The 14647-nt window shown below is 64.6% G+C and carries 15 protein-coding genes; 10 read left to right on the top strand and 5 right to left on the bottom strand.

Translation table 11 applies throughout. The annotated features are described in order from the left end of the window. The first annotated feature begins 5 nt into the window (after nt 1-5). The 10 genes from KDB76_RS15350 to KDB76_RS15305 all read left to right on the top strand — a co-directional run bounded on the left by KDB76_RS15350 (nt 6) and on the right by KDB76_RS15305 (nt 8780). On the top strand, nt 6-914 hold the full coding sequence (locus KDB76_RS15350; RefSeq protein WP_038409651.1) for an aldo/keto reductase: 909 nt from the start codon (nt 6-8) through the stop codon (nt 912-914). A 4-nt stretch (nt 915-918) separates the two neighbouring features. Then, complete coding sequence (locus KDB76_RS15345) at nt 919-2202, top strand: MFS transporter (RefSeq protein WP_024087142.1); 1284 nt, start codon at nt 919-921, stop codon at nt 2200-2202. Nucleotides 2203-2350: 148 nt separating this feature from the next. After that, on the top strand, nt 2351-2527 hold the full coding sequence (locus tag KDB76_RS15340; protein WP_003259933.1) for a KGG domain-containing protein: 177 nt from the start codon (nt 2351-2353) through the stop codon (nt 2525-2527). Nucleotides 2528-2587: 60 nt separating this feature from the next. Next, nucleotides 2588-2785, top strand: coding sequence for a hypothetical protein (locus KDB76_RS15335; protein ID WP_023661558.1), 198 nt, complete (start codon nt 2588-2590; stop codon nt 2783-2785). A gap of 21 nt (nt 2786-2806) precedes the next feature. After that, on the top strand, nt 2807-4141 hold the full coding sequence (locus KDB76_RS15330) for an iron-containing redox enzyme family protein (protein WP_024087141.1): 1335 nt from the start codon (nt 2807-2809) through the stop codon (nt 4139-4141). Further along, the gene (locus tag KDB76_RS15325; protein ID WP_023661556.1) at nt 4141-5094 is read left to right on the top strand and encodes a class I SAM-dependent methyltransferase; all 954 of its coding nucleotides are present in this window, start codon (nt 4141-4143) and stop codon (nt 5092-5094) included. The genes KDB76_RS15330 and KDB76_RS15325 overlap by 1 nt, the downstream gene beginning before the upstream one ends. A 6-nt stretch (nt 5095-5100) precedes the next feature. After that, on the top strand, nt 5101-6207 hold the full coding sequence (locus KDB76_RS15320) for a carboxylate-amine ligase (RefSeq protein WP_023661555.1): 1107 nt from the start codon (nt 5101-5103) through the stop codon (nt 6205-6207). A gap of 56 nt (nt 6208-6263) precedes the next feature. Continuing rightward, a complete protein-coding gene (locus tag KDB76_RS15315) occupies nt 6264-6851 on the top strand; it encodes a nucleosidase (RefSeq protein WP_023661554.1) in 588 nt (195 codons plus the stop codon). Between the two features lie 127 nt (nt 6852-6978). Continuing rightward, nucleotides 6979-7884: an SDR family oxidoreductase gene (locus KDB76_RS15310; protein WP_013972638.1), complete on the top strand. Its 906-nt coding sequence runs from the start codon at nt 6979-6981 to the stop codon at nt 7882-7884. Between the two features lie 74 nt (nt 7885-7958). Continuing rightward, on the top strand, nt 7959-8780 hold the full coding sequence (locus KDB76_RS15305) for a Ku protein (RefSeq protein WP_038409650.1): 822 nt from the start codon (nt 7959-7961) through the stop codon (nt 8778-8780). A gap of 213 nt (nt 8781-8993) precedes the next feature. On the opposite strand, the gene KDB76_RS15300 is transcribed toward KDB76_RS15305, so the two are convergent. The 5 genes from KDB76_RS15300 to ligD are packed head-to-tail and all read right to left on the bottom strand — an operon-like array spanning nt 8994 to nt 14603. Further along, nucleotides 8994-9653 carry a glycosyltransferase gene (locus KDB76_RS15300; RefSeq protein ID WP_038409649.1) on the bottom strand — a complete coding sequence of 220 codons (660 nt, stop codon included), beginning with the start codon at nt 9651-9653 and terminating at the stop codon, nt 8994-8996. Further along, complete coding sequence (locus KDB76_RS15295) at nt 9650-10249, bottom strand: SAM-dependent methyltransferase (protein ID WP_013972635.1); 600 nt, start codon at nt 10247-10249, stop codon at nt 9650-9652. The genes KDB76_RS15300 and KDB76_RS15295 overlap by 4 nt, the downstream gene beginning before the upstream one ends. A gap of 11 nt (nt 10250-10260) precedes the next feature. Continuing rightward, a complete protein-coding gene (locus KDB76_RS15290) occupies nt 10261-11016 on the bottom strand; it encodes a PIG-L family deacetylase (RefSeq protein ID WP_013972634.1) in 756 nt (251 codons plus the stop codon). Beyond that, nucleotides 11013-12056, bottom strand: coding sequence for an acyl-CoA dehydrogenase family protein (locus tag KDB76_RS15285; protein ID WP_013972633.1), 1044 nt, complete (start codon nt 12054-12056; stop codon nt 11013-11015). Before KDB76_RS15285 ends, KDB76_RS15290 begins: the two co-directional genes overlap by 4 nt. A 54-nt stretch (nt 12057-12110) precedes the next feature. Then, nucleotides 12111-14603: a DNA ligase D gene (gene ligD, locus KDB76_RS15280; RefSeq protein WP_038409648.1), complete on the bottom strand. Its 2493-nt coding sequence runs from the start codon at nt 14601-14603 to the stop codon at nt 12111-12113. Between the last annotated feature and the right edge of the window lie 44 nt (nt 14604-14647).

Genomic DNA, 14647 nt, shown 5'->3' with positions numbered 1-14647 from the left:
TTTCCATGTACGCACGTCGTGATGTCCTACGTGCGGGTGCCACTTTGGGCTTGCTGGCCGCCAGCCCCTGGTTGCACGCCGCTGCCCCGGCGGGTTTGCTGACCCGCCAAGTGCCGAGCACCGGTGAAGCGCTGCCGGCGATCGGCGCCGGTACCTCCGGCAGTTTCGAAGTGCAAGCCGGTTCTGCCCAGTACCAGCAGCTGAAAGTTGTACTGCAGGCGTTCTTCGAAGGCGGTGGCCGGGTTATCGACACCTCGCCCAACTACGGCGGCGCCGACAGCATTCTCGGCCAGCTGCTGGAAGAGGGCGGCTGGCACCGGCAATGCTTCATTGCCACCAAGATCGCCGCCGACAGCCGGGCAGACGCCGAAGCGCAATGGGCCGGCAGCCTCGCGAGCCTGCGCACCGACAAGGTCGACTTGCTGCAGATCCACAACCTGCGCGACTGGCAGACCCAGCTGCCTTATGCCCGCGAATTGAAGCAGCAGGGCAAGACCCGCTATGTCGGCATCACCCATTACCTGAACAGTGGCCAGGACGAGGTAGCCCGCATCGTGCGCAGCGAGCCGCTGGACTTCATCCAGATCAACTACTCGGTCAATGCCCCCGACGCCGCCCGCGAACTGCTGCCGCTGTGCCAGGACAAGGGCGTCGCCGTGCTGGTCAACCGGGCGTTCGACGATGGCCGCCTGTTCGCCCGGGTGAAGGACCAGGCCTTGCCCGGCTGGGCCGCAGAGGCGGGTGTCGGCAGCTGGGCGCAGCTGTTTCTCAAGTTCGCCATCAGTCACCCGGCGGTGACCACGGTCATCCCCGCGACCAGCCGGCCCGAGCGCCAACTTGACCAGATCAAGGCCGGGCACGGGCCGTTGCTGACCCTGGCGCAGCAACAGGCGCTGATCAAGCAGTTTGCCTGACACCATGGCAGCCTGGCGGCGGCGCCTGGACCAGGGGCTGAACATCCAGCCCGGCGAAGGGCCGGCGGTGATCGCCGGTTTGCTGCTGTTCTACCTGTTGTTCACTGGCTATTTCATGCTGCGCCCGGTGCGCGAAACCATGGGCGTCGCCGGTGGCGTGGACAACCTGCAATGGCTGTTCACCGGCACTTTCGTCGCCACCCTGGCGTGCCTGCCGTTGTTTGGCTGGCTGGCCTCCAAGGTGCAGCGCCGGTACATCCTGCCATGTACCTACGGCTTTTTCGCCAGCAACCTGCTGCTGTTCGCCGTGCTGTTTGCCCGCAATCCGGAAGCTTCATGGGCGGCGCGGGCCTTCTACATCTGGTTGTCGGTGTTCAACCTGCTGAGCATCTCGCTGGCCTGGAGCGTGCTCGCCGACCTGTTTTCCACCGCACAAGGCAAGCGCCTGTTCGGCCTGCTGGCGGCCGGGGCCAGCCTGGGTGGACTCAGCGGCCCCATCCTGGGCACGCTGCTGGTAGCGCCGCTGGGCCATGCCGGCTTGCTGTTGCTGGCCGCAGCGCTTCTTTTGGGCAGCATTGGCGCTACGTTGTACTTGCAACGCTGGCGAAAGCTCAACCTTCTACCGGCGCAAGCCGAGCGGGTGGATTCCCGGCCACTGGGCGGCAACCCGTTTGCCGGTGCCACTGCCGTACTGCGCTCGCCCTACCTGTTGGGCATTGCCCTGTTCGTGGTGTTGCTCGCCAGTGTCAGCACCTTCCTGTATTTCGAGCAGGCACGCATCGTCAGCCAAACCTTCACCGACCGTACCCGGCAAACCCAGGTGTTCGGCCTGATCGACAGCGTGGTACAGGCCCTGGCCATCCTCACCCAGGTGTTCCTCACCGGTCGCCTGGCACGCCGGCTGGGGGTGGGCGTGCTGCTGGTGGCGGTGCCGCTGGTGATGGCTGCGGGCTTCCTGTGGCTGGCACTGGCCCCGATGTTCGCCGGGTTCGTGGTGGTGATGGTGGTGCGTCGGGCGGGTGAGTACGCGCTGGTGCGGCCGGGGCGGGAGATGCTGTTCACCGTGCTGCCCGTCGAGGACAAGTACAAGGCCAAGAACTTCATCGACACCGTGGTTTACCGCGGCGGTGATGCGTTGAGTGGTTGGCTCAAACGCGCGCTGGACGTGATGGGCGAGTATCCGCAACTGGCGATGTTGATCGGTACGTTGATTGCCTTGGGTTGGGCGCTGACCGGCGGGGTGCTGGGAAGGCGACAGGCACGCCTGGAAAGCACATCGCGCGACTGACAGGCGCGCCAAATATGCTGATGCCGCTTATTTAATGCCGCTGGTCCGAACGCTTCGCATTAAACCGAATCCGCCGAAATGACCGAACTCCCAACAGGTGTACGGCGGGTAATGCCGTGCATTCCGAAGTCATACGAGGTTTAAGACCATGGCCAACAAAGAGAACAGCCGCACCGGCAACCAGCAAGGCAGCCAGGGTGGCAACAAGAACCCGGGCAACTTTGCCAATGACCGCGAAAAAGCCTCCGAAGCTGGGCGCAAGGGCGGCCAGCAATCCGGTGGTGGCCGTACCAGCGAATCGGGCCGCAAGGGCGGCCGTTCGTAAGTGAGCCTACGCAGTGCCCGGGTGATCGGGCACTGCGATTCTGCACATGAGGAGAACCCCATGCGATTGATCCCCCTGATAGCGCTGGTGGGCACGCTTGGCTTGCTGGGTGGCTGTTTCGACCGGGACAACGACCACCCGGCAAAGGATGCAGACCAAAGCAAACCTTCGCTGCAGATGCAGCAACCCGGCGACAAACCCGCTACCCAACCGGCGCCGGCCCCTGAACCGATGCCCGGGCAGAAACCCAGCCAATAAAACGCGGACAAGGACTACGGCATGACGGTAATGACCCGCAAGACCGGCGCGGTGATACCGGCTTCGGCAACTGGGCCAAGCCTGAAGGAGCGTTACCACAAGCTGCTCGTGAGCCACGACACCACGAGCAAAGCTTGGCTGAGCGAACAATTGGCACGCGCGCAGCGTTTGCCGGATGACCTGCCTGCCGATCCTGCTCAGCTGGAAGCCTGGAGCGCTGGCCATGCAAGCCAGGTGGCCGAAGCTTATGCCGGTTACCTCGAACAACGCCGCCAAGGCGCACCTCGGCGCTACTTTGCCAACCGCGCCCAGGCGTTGTGGTTCCTGCAACAAGTGGCGCCCACCAAGGCAGTGGACGGGGCATGGCTGCACAGCACCTTGCGTCACTGGGGCGATCCGCGCTATCACGGCCTGATTCGCACCTACTTGGAAGAACTGGGTGGCGGTGATCCGCGCTGCAACCATGTGCTGATCTACCAACGGCTGTTGAGCCGGCTGGGTTGCCTGGGCCTGCCTGAATTGGACGACCAGCGTTACCTGCAAGGTGCCTTGCAGTTGGCATTGGGGCGCCATGGCGATGATTTTCTTCCCGAGCTGATCGGCTACAACCTGGGCTATGAACAACCACCGTTGCATTTGCTGATTACCACTTACGAACTGGCGGAAGTGGGCATCGATGGCCATTATTTCCAGCTCCATGTGACCATCGACAACGCGGCCAGCGGGCATGCGCATCTGTCCATCCAGGCGCTACGCCAATTCTGCCCGGTCGACGACGCTGGTCAGTTCTACCAGCGGGTGCGCAGCGGGTACCGCTTGAATGACCTGGGGCTTGATACACCCAGCCTGATCAGCAGCTTCGATCTTGAATCCGAGCTGCTGTCGGCACTGGAGCGCAAGCGCAATTTTGGCCAATTCATGCATTCCGACCATTGCCGCTTGCAAAAACGCACCGTCAACCAATGGCTGGCCGAGCCCGGTGCCATGCCCGCGTTTCTGCAAGCCTTGCAGGCACAGGGCTGGATCCGCCGTGGTGAAGCACCCGCCAACAGCCGCTGGTGGGGACTCATCGATGGCCCCTCGGCACCGATGTATGGCGTGTTCACGGCGTATGAAAAACAGCTATGGCACGACTGGATCGCTGCAGGCTTGCAAGCCCGCGGGCGTCGCGTGCTGCCCGGCAGCTGGGAGGTGAAGGTGGAATCGGATGATACGCTCGCGACTCCTGCCCCGGACGCCGATATCCAGACGTTGATCGACACGATGTCCGGTAACCGTCATGCGACACCGGAAGGGTTGCTGGCCACCCGGCGCTACTTGCGTGCTACCGGCCTGAATCAGGAGGTAACCCGCTGATGCTGCTCGATCCACAACAAATCCAGGCTGACCAGGCAATGCTGCAATTGGGCAGGCGCCTGCGCGCCGACGGCTACCGCTTCACCTGTGTCACCCCGGCAACCCATGCTCGCGTGAATGCGCGCCCGGAAGCCGGGCAAGCCAGGACAGTGCGCGATGTGTTCGGCTGGAGCCGCCCGTTCCGTTCGTCATTGGTTTCTGCCGATGAGCTGGACCAGATGCGGCGGGCCCAGGTGCTTAAGCAGCACGGAGAACTGCTGATCAGCACCGTGCGCTGGTCCACGATCGACGACCTGCTGCTGCTGCACTCTGCTTACCCCACCGAGGAAACCGACGCAGTGTTTCTCGGCCCCGACAGTTACCGTTTCGCCCAAGTGATTCACGATCACCTGCAACGCATCCCCAAGCGTGTCGAGCATGCCGTGGATATCGGGTGCGGCACGGGTGTCGGCGCCTTGCTGATCGCCCGCGCGGCGCCCCATGCCCAGGTCAGCGCCGTGGATATCAACCCGCTCGCGCTGCGTTATACCGCGATCAACGCGGCATTGGCGGGCTTGAGCAATGTTTCCGTGGAACCCAGTGACGTGCTCGACGGCATTACCGGGCTGTTCGACCTTATCGTTGCCAACCCGCCGTACATGCTGGATGCCTGCCAACGTACCTATCGGCATGGCGGTGGTTCGCTCGGCGCGCAGCTTTCGCTGCGTATCGTCGAGCAAGCTTGCGAGCGGCTCGGCTCGGGGGGCTCGCTATTGTTGTATACCGGCGTGGCGATAAGCGAAGGCCGTGATGCCTTGCTCGAAGCCATTCGCCTGCGCCTGGCAGGCCCGGAATGGTCCTGGGTGTATCGGGAAATCGACCCGGACGTGTTTGGCGAGCAACTGAACGAACCCGGTTACGAGCAGGTCGAGCGCATCGCCGCGGTGGTGCTCACAGTCACCCGCAACAGCTGAGGCAGCATGGCCCGACCCTGCACGTTCGGCATCGAGGAAGAATACCTGCTGGTGAACCTGAACACGGGGCAGGTGCCAGCCACACCTTCGCCAGCCGTGCTCGGGCGTTGTCGCAAGGCGCTGGGCCAGCATTTTGCCCAGGAAATGTTCCGCAGCCAGATCGAGGTGGCCTCGCCGGTGTTCGCCAACCTGTTCGAGGCACGCGAGTTCTTCCAGCACAGCCGCCAGCGGCTGAACACAGCGCTGGCCGAAGAGGGCATGGGCCTGTACGGCGCGGCAAGCCACCCCAATGCCGCCTGGCTGCGTCAGAAACCTGCAACCCCTGCGCATTACCAGCAACTGTTCGCTGACTACCGGCATGTGGCGCGGCGCAGCCTGCTCAACGGCCTGCATGTTCACGTGGGCGTACCGCCAGGTTGCGACCGCATCCAATTGATCAACCGTGTTCTGGGCTGGCTGCCTCTGTTGCTGGTGCTGAGCACGTCATCCCCGCTGTGGGCAGGCCAGTGCACCGGCTACATGAGCTACCGGCGGGTAATTTGCGGGGAGTGGCCGCACATGGGTTTGCCCGAGCCGTTGCCGGACTGGGCTGCCTACGAGCGCTACCGTGCATTGCTGCAACGCACAGGGTCGCTGGCCGCGGATGGCGACTTCTGGTGGGCGATCCGGCCTTCACGGCGCTTCCCGACGGTCGAACTGCGCATCTGCGATGGCTGCCCGCGGCTGGAGGACGCGCTGTGCATCGCCGCGCTATTTCGTCACCTGGTCGAGCACAGCATCGTGTACCGGCACGACTCGTCCGCCTGCAACCGCGAGCAGCGCTGGATCACCCAGGAAAACTACTGGCGCGCCATGCGCCATGGGCGCCAGGGCGAGTTCATTGGTCTGCATGAGCAGCAGCCGGTCACGGCCGCAGGTTGGTTGGCCCAGTTGCAGGAACAGTTGCCGATCGACACTGTAGACGCCGAACGCGCCTTCCTGCATGCACAGCGCCTGCTGCGCGATGGCACCCATGCCGACCAGCAGCTGCAATGCCTGGCCCAGGCCAGCGCTGCAGGCTTGGGCAGGGCGCAGGCATTACGAGCCGTGGTGGCCGCCGGGGCTTGCAATTAGCCGGGGTTGACCGAAAATGGCCGCGCCTTTCGCAGCCACCCGGAACCACCTGCGCCATGATGCTGATCAAGCAATTCCCCGACATTTCCCTGGACGACACGTTGTTTGTCTTCGCCCTCGAAGCCGAGGCCGGCGATGTATTCGCTGACGTCAACACCGTGTTCACCGGCATCGGCAAGGTCAATGCCGCCATCGCCCTGACCAAGGCCATTGCTGCGCGCCGGCCCAGGCTGATCGTCAACCTCGGCTCGGCCGGCAGCCAGCGCCATGGCAAGGGCGAGGTGGTGTGCTGCACCCGCTTCGTGCAGCGCGACATGGATGTGACCCCGCTGGGTTTCGCCCGCTACCAGACGCCTCTGTCGGACATCCCGCTGGTGCTGGAGCATGGCGCGCAGATCCCCGGCCTGGCCCTGGAGACCTGCGGCAGTGGTGACAGCTTCGAGATCAACCATGGCGATGCACCCTATGACGTGGTCGACATGGAAGCCTACGTGCTGGCGCTGATCGCACGCAGCGAAGGCATCCCGTTCGTGTGCCTGAAGTACATTTCCGATGATGCCGGCAGTGACGCGGCGCAGGACTGGGCGGTACAGGTGCACTTGGCTGCCGAGGCCTTCAGGCGGGTGCTGTTTAGCCCGGTGTGACCGCTGGTCGGTGTTTGGGCCAGTCGAAAAAAACCATCGATGAGGGCTCTCCTCGAAAACGGTAAGACGGCCTTCGCGGGCAAGCCCGCGAATGGGCCAACACCGGTACACCAGAGGAGAGGCCCCCATGCCTAACAAACCCCACGACCAGTTCAGCATGCAGAACCCGCTGACCCAGTACCCGCATCCACCATTCCCGGCCCAAGGCCAACCAGCACCGGGGCTGGATGCCAACATGCAGCCCGAGCCAGACCACGGCGAAACCACCTACAAGGGTTTTGGCCGCCTGGCAGGGCGCAAGGCGCTTATCACCGGTGCGGATTCGGGCATCGGCCGTGCAGTGGCCATCGCCTTTGCCCGTGAGGGTGCCGACATTGCCCTCAACTACATGCCCATCGAGCAACCCGATGCCCGCGAAGTCATCAAGCTGATTGAAGCCGAAGGCCGCAAGGTGGTGGCAATTGCCGGTGACCTGAAGGATGAGCAGTTCTGCAAGGAGCTGGTCGACCAGGCCCATGAGCAACTTGGCGGGCTGGACATCCTGGTCAACGTCGCCGGCAAGCAGGAGGCGCGCAAGGACATCAGCCAGATCAGCCACGAACAGTTCGATCACACCCTGAAAACCAACGTCTACGCGCTGTTCTGGCTGTGCCAGGCAGCTGTTCCGCTGATGCCGGCGGGGGCGACCATCATCAATACCGCCTCGATCCAGTCCTACCAGCCTTCGGCCACCTTGCTCGACTATGCCACCACCAAGGCCGCGATCGTCGCCTTTACCAAGGCCTTGGCCAAGCAGGTTATCGAGCGCGGCATCAGGGTCAATGCCGTGGCCCCGGGGCCTATCTGGACCGTGCTGCAGCCCAGTGGCGGCCAGCCGCCGGAGAAAATCCCCGAGTTCGGCGCACAAACGCCGATGAAGCGACCGGGGCAACCCGCCGAGTGTGCGCCGGTGTATGTGTTGCTGGCCAGCCAGGAGTCCAGCTACATCACCGGCGAGGTGTTCGGCGTGACCGGCGGCAACCCGCTGCCGTAGGGCGGGGCGTTTAAACCTTCGCCGCCCGTTGCAGTCGATTCAGGTATTGGCAGGCAACCCTGGGAGCACCTTCAATGGCTAGGGCAATCTGGAAAGGCGCCATCAGTTTCGGCCTCGTGCATATCCCCGTGGCCCTCAATACCGCGGTGCGCACCGAGCGGGTCGATTTCGACTGGCTCGACAAGCGCAGCATGGAGCCGGTCGGCTACAAGCGGGTGAACAAGGTCACTGGCAAGGAAATCGACAAGGAAAACATCGTCAAGGGCGTCGAGTTCGAGAAGGGCCGCTACGTGGTGATCAGCGAGGAGGAAATCCGCAAGGCCCGGCCCGAGGCGACCCAGACGATCGATATCTTTTCCTTCGTGGAGGCTGGCGAGATCCCGCTGCAGCACTTCGACACGCCGTATTACCTTACCCCCGACCGCCGTGGCGGCAAGGTATACGCCTTGCTGCGCGAAACCCTGGCGAAGACCGGCAAGGTGGCGCTGGCCACGGTAGTGCTGCACACCCGCCAGCACCTGGCGTTGTTGCGGCCGCTGGATGATGCACTGGTGATGATCACCTTGCGCTGGCCTGAAGAAGTGCGTGGGCTGGAAACGCTGGAGCTGGACAGCAGCGTCACCGAGGCCAAGGTGGACAAGCGCGAACTGGACATGGCCAAGCGGTTGGTCGAAGACATGAGCGGGCAGTGGAAGCCTGCGGATTACCACGATGCCTTTCGCCAGACCATCATGGACCTGGTGGAAGAAAAGGCCAGCAAGGGCAAGATCGAGACCGTGGAGAAGGGCGAGGCGACGGAAGCAGGGAAAGGCGCGGACATCCTCGACCTCACCGAACTGCTCAAGCGCAGCCTCGGTGGCAAGAAGCCGGCGAAGAAGACACGCAAGGCGTCGTGAAAGAGATCGTCCCCGCAAGCCAGCTCGCATGGAACTGTACATAACGCGGGGCTCCTGTGGGAGCGGCTTTAGCCGCGAACACCGGCGCAGCCGGTGCCATGCACCGCATTGAATTCTTCGCGGCTAAAGCCGCTCCCACAGGGATCGCGCCGGCTTTTAGGATTCGAGCAAGACAGTTGCTCCCACAGGGTACGCGCCGCTTGCGAACCACTATCAGATCTGTGTCTGCAACCCCGCCAGATAATCACCAAACCCTTCGCGGGCGCGGCTGTCGCGCCGGCTGCTGGTGGCCACGCTGTGCCTGGCGGTCCATACGATCTGCGCACCACTGGCCTGCAGGTCGCTGACCAGTTGCACATCCTCATGCGCCGCCAGTGGCTGGAAGCCGCCCACGCGATCATAGGCGTCGGCACACACTCCCAGATTGGCCCCATGCACATGCCGATGCCCTTCATGTGCCTGGTAACGGCTGTGGTACAGCTTGCGCAAGGCCGCTGTCTGCCAGGGTTGCCAGTACTCGACGTGCACCGTGCCGCACACTACCTCGGCCCTGCAGGCCAGTTGCGACAGCAGCCAGTGCGCCGGCACCCGGCTGTCGGCATCGGTGCACGCCAGCCACTGCGCGCCGCGCTCGAGCATGTATGCCGCGCCCACCCGGCGGGCCATACCGACGTTGCCGGCATCCACGGTCAGCACCTGTACACCGAACCGCCTTGCCACGGCGGCGCTGCCATCGCTGCAGCGGTCCAGCACCACCAGCACCTCCACCTGGTGCCCCGCCTGCTGCGCCTGCAGGGCGGCAGCCAGTACTGCCCGCAGGCAGCGCCCAAGGCGCCGGGCCTCGTTGTGGGCCGGGATCACCACGGCAATCATGGGCAGGTCTCATCGAGGTCGACCACGCTGGGCTGAGAGGACCAGTACTCCAGCAAGAAGTCCGCCTCGTCATGCTGGAACTGCAGATACAGCGGAAGGTGCCGGGCCAGCATGCGGTGCACTTCACGCCCGTCCTGCGGGCAGCCGGCGATGGGATGCTTCCAGTGGCAGGCCAGCAGCCCGCCGTCGTAGGTCAGGCTGGCCACCGACTGTTCGATCACCTGCAACCAGTCGGTCGGGTCGAGGTAGTAACCCACCTCGCTCAGCACGATCAGGTCGAAACGCCCACCTGGCCAGTCCGCCGGCAGCCGCGCCAGTTCCACCGAGACATTGCGCAGCCCAGCCAAGCGTTCACCGGCCAGCGCTACCGCAGTAGGGTCCAGGTCCTGGCACACCAGGTTGGCACAACGCTCGGCCAGCAAGGCGCTGAGCTCGCCATTGGCGCAAGCGGGCTCGAACACGCGCTGGTAGCACTGGCGCGGCAGGCAGGCCATGACCAGCTCGCGCTTGCGCTTTTCGTACCAGCGGGTGCGAAAGGCCCAAGGGTCTTCACTGGTGGCGTACAGGTCGGCGAAATACTGTGGGTCGAGGCTCATGACAACTCCATTTACAGGAACACCAGTTCGAAAGGTTGCAGCAGACAATCCAGCAAGTTCGGCGGCAGTACGGGCGGGCGCTGGCCGTCCGGTTCGAGTTGGCTGACATGGGCGGCCAGGGCCTTGCGCTTGCGGGCCAGGCGGGCCTCGTCCAGCTGAATGCGGTGGGCACGCGGCCACGGCAGACGCGGGTCGTCCGGTCGTGCCCAGTGCCACGCCCACACGGGTACTTCCAGGCATTGCGCCTTGCGCATCCGGGCCGCCTGCGCGGCAGCCCGGCCTACGGCTTCGTGGTCACAGTGGCCATCGCCGCTCCAGGTAGCCATCAGCAGGTCGTCAGGCCTGAGCAACTGGCTCAGGTGGTTGAGCAGAAATGCCTCGTCACGTGGCAACGCGCCGTCCTTGAGGTGGAGCCGTCGCCAGTCCAGGCGGCCGAGGTCTAGGTCAAGCTGTTGCAGGGCATGGTGGCTCTCCAGTGGCCTTTGCCGGCGCAGGCGGCGTTCGCTCCAGTGGGTAGAGCCAGGGTGGCTGGCTTCACCATCGGTGGCGGAGATCAACACCAGGTCGTCTTCCCGGCCGTGGAAGCCCGCCAGCAGCCCGCCGGCCATGAGAATCTCGTCATCGGGGTGCGGTGCCAGCAGCACCAGGCGGCGGCCCGGCGGGCACAATTGCTGAGGGGTGATCCAGGTGGCCCTGGCCAGGTGCGCGGCCTGCTGCCAGTCCGCCCACGGTGTACCGCTGTTCGCCTGGATCAGGTTCTCGCTCATAGTTGCCAGACTCCCGCCGGCTGTTTTGCCAATTGCTCCCCGAGCGCCGCCAGGTCGCGCTCGGCATGGCTCTGGCGCAGGAACACCGGCAAGTCGGCACTCAGCCGGGCAAAGTGGTTGTCACGGCAGAAAGGAGTGGCGCCCAGCGCCCGGCCAACGTGGTGGATCACCTGTTCAACGGCCTGTTCTACCTGGGCGCGGGTGCGGCGCACTTCGAAGCTGGCGTCTGAGCCTGGCTGGCGGTCGATCCATGCCGCGCATTCGCGCAGTGCCGCCCTGGCGCCGTACAAGGCGGAGTCGACTGCGCCCAGGTGAGCGTCGGCATGTGGGTCGGGGCGGGGGTTGCGGCAGTGTTCGCGCAGGTAATCGGCCAACGCCTCGGCGGCGCCGTACCAGCAGGCTGCAATGCCAGCACCGCCATGCCAGAAGCCGGGGCGTGACAGGTATTGCCCGGGGCGGCCGATGGCGATGCCAGGGGTGTGGTTGAACTCGACTTCGACACTAGCGGTGGTGGCCATGCCAATGGCCTGCCAGCGGTCTATGGCAAGGCCCTGGCTGGGATGGGACAGTTCGATGGCCACCAGCTGGGGTTGGTCATGCTGGTCCCAGGCCGTGACCAGCGCCCGATCGATCTGCAGTGCGCCCGAACACCAGGCCTTGCGACCCTCCAGGCGGACCTGGTCGCCATCACGGGCGACAATGCAGGCGCGGGCATCCGGCGGTTCGGCGGCCCACACGCCCCATATACCCTCGGCAGCGTGGTGTGCAGCCGCGCATTCGGCAAGGATCGCCAACGCGTCGGTGTGGCCCTCGTACAGCTTGGCCAAGACCAGGTCACAGCCTGCCACCCGGGCGAGGGTTTGCCAGCGCCGTAGCGTATTGCCCTGGCCGGGCAGGGGCAGCAGGTCGAGGTGGTCGGCTTGCAGTGCCTGAATCAGCTGCGGCAACTGGGTATCGAGGTTGAGCGGTTGCTGCCGCTCGCCGAAGGCTCGCAACAGGCGATCGAGGTTGGTCAGGTCAAAATCCTGGACAATGCTCATGGGCTCGGCTCCTTGGTCAGGCATTGCGGGGGTAGCGCTGAAGGCAAGCCGTCATCAGGCCAGCCCCAGCTGCTTGCGCATGCCCACGGTGATCGATTGCCTGGTCTTGCCATAATCGGCCCAGGGGTCGTCGACATCACCCAGGCGTTCAAGCACGTTGCCGATGTTCCACTGGTTGGCGCCCTTGAGTTGCGGCAGTTCCTCGCGCCAGATCGGCACGGATACCGGCAGGCCTTCGCGTGCGCGCAGGGTATACGCGCAGGCGGTGGTAGCCCCCTTGCCGTTGCGCAGGTAGTCGATGAAGATGCGCCCGATGCGATTTTTGGGCCCGGACACGGCACTGAGCCTGTCGGGGAACAACCTGGCCAGGTAATCGACGATGCCGTGGCTGAATGCCTTGACTTCATCCCAGCTGGCACGCCGGGTCAGGGGCACTACCAGGTGCATGCCTTTGCCGCCACTGGTCTTGAGAAAAACCTTCAGGCCCAGCTCATCCAGCAAGGTGAGGGCCAGTTGGGTGGCTTCCAGCATGGCCTTCCACGGCAGTGCCGGGTCCGGGTCAAGGTCGAGGACGAAGCGGTCGGGCTTGTCGAAGTCCTTGTCGGTGGCGTTCCAGGTGTGCAGTTCGAGCATGTTCATCTGCACTGCGCCGATCAAGGTGTCGGCGCGATTGATGACCATCGCCGCCTGGCCGGCCTCGGCCTTGTCATAGCTGAGCACGTTGGGCAGATGCAACTGGCCGGCGTTCTTCTGGAAGAACAGCTCCCCGGCCAGCCCGTCCGGAGCACGTACCAGCGCCACCGGGCGATTCTTGAGCTGGGGCAGTATCCATTGGCTGACAGCGGCGTAGTACTCGGCGACCTCGCGCTTGGTAACGCCGCTGGTGGCGTCGACCACCCGCTCGGGGTGGGTCAGGCGCAGCTCGCCCAAAGCCTCGGGGGCCTTGGCCTGCTTGCGCTTGGGCAGGGTCTTGGCGGGCATGCTGCGCTCCAGGTCGATGGCGGTAGCCGGTTTGTCATCGCGCAGGCCGTGGAACACCGAGTGGCGCACGATGCCGTCACGGGTCATCTGGGCATAGGCGACTTCGGCCAGCAGTTGCGGTTTCAGCCAGTGCACGCCCCGGGCTTCGGCCCCGGTGGGCGGGTTGGGCAGGGCCGGCTTGGCGGTTTCCAAAGGTTTCAGCCGGGCATGGATGCTGGCCAGCGTGGTTGCACTGAAGCCGGTGCCGACCTTGCCGGCATAGCGCAACTCGCCGCTGTCGTTGTCGTGCAAGGCCAGCAGCAGGGCACCAAAGCCGCTGCGGCTGCCTTTGGGGTCGGTGTAGCCGACGATCACGAACTCCTGGCGCTGCTTGCACTTGAGCTTGATCCAGTCGGGGCTTCGGCGGCCGCTGTAGGGGCTGTCGACGCGCTTGCCGATCAGGCCTTCGAGTTGCAGCCGGCAGGCGCTGTCGAGCAGGGATTCGACCGGCTGGTCAAAATCGTCGGAGTACTTGAGCACGTCCGATTCGTTGTGCTCCAGCAGGCGCTGCAGGGTGTCTCGCCGGTCCTGCAGCGGTAACTGGCGCAGGTCCTGGCTGCCCAGGAAGGGCAGGTCGAACAGGTAATAGGTGATGTGCTCGTCATGCTCGGTGTCGAAAGCGTTCTGCAACGCCTGGAAGTCCGCCGCGCCGTTTTCGCCAGCCACCACCACCTCGCCATCGAGCCAGGCCGAATCGAGGCCCAGCGCGCGCAAAGCGGCAACCTGCCTGGGCATCTTGCCGCTCCAGTCATGGCCATTGCGGGTGAACAGGCGCACGTCATCACCGTCGATGCGGGCAAGGATGCGGTAACCGTCGAACTTGACCTCGTAGCGCCAGTCGCCACTGGGCGGGGAGTCGACCAAGGTCGCCAGTTGTGGCTGCAGCTGCGCCGGCAACGGCACCTTCCGGCCTTTGCTGGCGGCTTTGCGACGTGGCGCGGCGGCCTTTTTTGCTGTCGGCTTGCGCGGCACCAGCGTGCGGTCGCTGAGCACGCTGTCGGGCTGGGCGTCGACGATGCTGTAGTCGGCTTCGCTGCGCGCCTGGCTGTCGTGCGACTTGACCAGCATCCACTGCTCCTTCTTGCCGGCCAGGTGGGTGCGGAACAGGTTCCATACACCGCCGAGCTTTTCGCCTTGCAGGCGGAAACGCAGTTTGCCCTTGGCATAGGCCTCATGCGCATCACCTTCGGGCTCCCAGATGCCCCGGTCCCAGACGATCACGTCGCCCGCGCCGTAATGCCCTTCGGGGATATGGCCTTCGAAGTCGGCGTAGTCCAGCGGGTGGTCCTCCACGTGCACGGCCAGGCGGCGCACCTTGGGGTCCAGCGACGGCCCTTTGGGGATGGCCCAGCTTTTCAGCGTGCCATCGAGTTCCAGGCGGAAGTCGTAGTGCAGGTGGCTGGCATCGTGCTTCTGGATGCAGAACTGCAGCGCGTGGGCCCGCTTGCCACGGCTGCGCTTGCCGCTGGGCTCGGGCGTGGCATTGAAGTCGCGCTTGCGCGCATATTCCTGCAGGGGCTTGGCCATGGCGGGCTCCGGGCGGTTCGCAGTCTCTAATCTGGGAGGCAACG

This window comes from Pseudomonas sp. JS425 (assembly GCF_018223845.1).
GTDB classification, from domain to species: domain Bacteria; phylum Pseudomonadota; class Gammaproteobacteria; order Pseudomonadales; family Pseudomonadaceae; genus Aquipseudomonas; species Aquipseudomonas asiatica.
Note: the sequence above shows the minus strand (reverse complement) of the source record. Positions and strands in the feature narration are given on the sequence as shown.

Excerpts from the sequence above, each read along its gene's own strand:
- KDB76_RS15350 (WP_038409651.1), top strand. The coding sequence starts at position 6 with ATGTACGCACGTCGTGATGTCCTACGTGCGGGTGCCACTTTGGGCTTG.
- KDB76_RS15345 (WP_024087142.1), top strand. The coding sequence starts at position 919 with ATGGCAGCCTGGCGGCGGCGCCTGGACCAGGGGCTGAACATCCAGCCC.
- KDB76_RS15340 (WP_003259933.1), top strand. The coding sequence starts at position 2,351 with ATGGCCAACAAAGAGAACAGCCGCACCGGCAACCAGCAAGGCAGCCAG.
- KDB76_RS15335 (WP_023661558.1), top strand. The coding sequence starts at position 2,588 with ATGCGATTGATCCCCCTGATAGCGCTGGTGGGCACGCTTGGCTTGCTG.
- KDB76_RS15330 (WP_024087141.1), top strand. The coding sequence starts at position 2,807 with ATGACGGTAATGACCCGCAAGACCGGCGCGGTGATACCGGCTTCGGCA.
- KDB76_RS15325 (WP_023661556.1), top strand. The coding sequence starts at position 4,141 with ATGCTGCTCGATCCACAACAAATCCAGGCTGACCAGGCAATGCTGCAA.
- KDB76_RS15320 (WP_023661555.1), top strand. The coding sequence starts at position 5,101 with ATGGCCCGACCCTGCACGTTCGGCATCGAGGAAGAATACCTGCTGGTG.
- KDB76_RS15315 (WP_023661554.1), top strand. The coding sequence starts at position 6,264 with ATGATGCTGATCAAGCAATTCCCCGACATTTCCCTGGACGACACGTTG.
- KDB76_RS15310 (WP_013972638.1), top strand. The coding sequence starts at position 6,979 with ATGCCTAACAAACCCCACGACCAGTTCAGCATGCAGAACCCGCTGACC.
- KDB76_RS15305 (WP_038409650.1), top strand. The coding sequence starts at position 7,959 with ATGGCTAGGGCAATCTGGAAAGGCGCCATCAGTTTCGGCCTCGTGCAT.
- KDB76_RS15300 (WP_038409649.1), bottom strand. The coding sequence starts at position 9,653 with ATGATTGCCGTGGTGATCCCGGCCCACAACGAGGCCCGGCGCCTTGGG.
- KDB76_RS15295 (WP_013972635.1), bottom strand. The coding sequence starts at position 10,249 with ATGAGCCTCGACCCACAGTATTTCGCCGACCTGTACGCCACCAGTGAA.
- KDB76_RS15290 (WP_013972634.1), bottom strand. The coding sequence starts at position 11,016 with ATGAGCGAGAACCTGATCCAGGCGAACAGCGGTACACCGTGGGCGGAC.
- KDB76_RS15285 (WP_013972633.1), bottom strand. The coding sequence starts at position 12,056 with ATGAGCATTGTCCAGGATTTTGACCTGACCAACCTCGATCGCCTGTTG.
- ligD (WP_038409648.1), bottom strand. The coding sequence starts at position 14,603 with ATGGCCAAGCCCCTGCAGGAATATGCGCGCAAGCGCGACTTCAATGCC.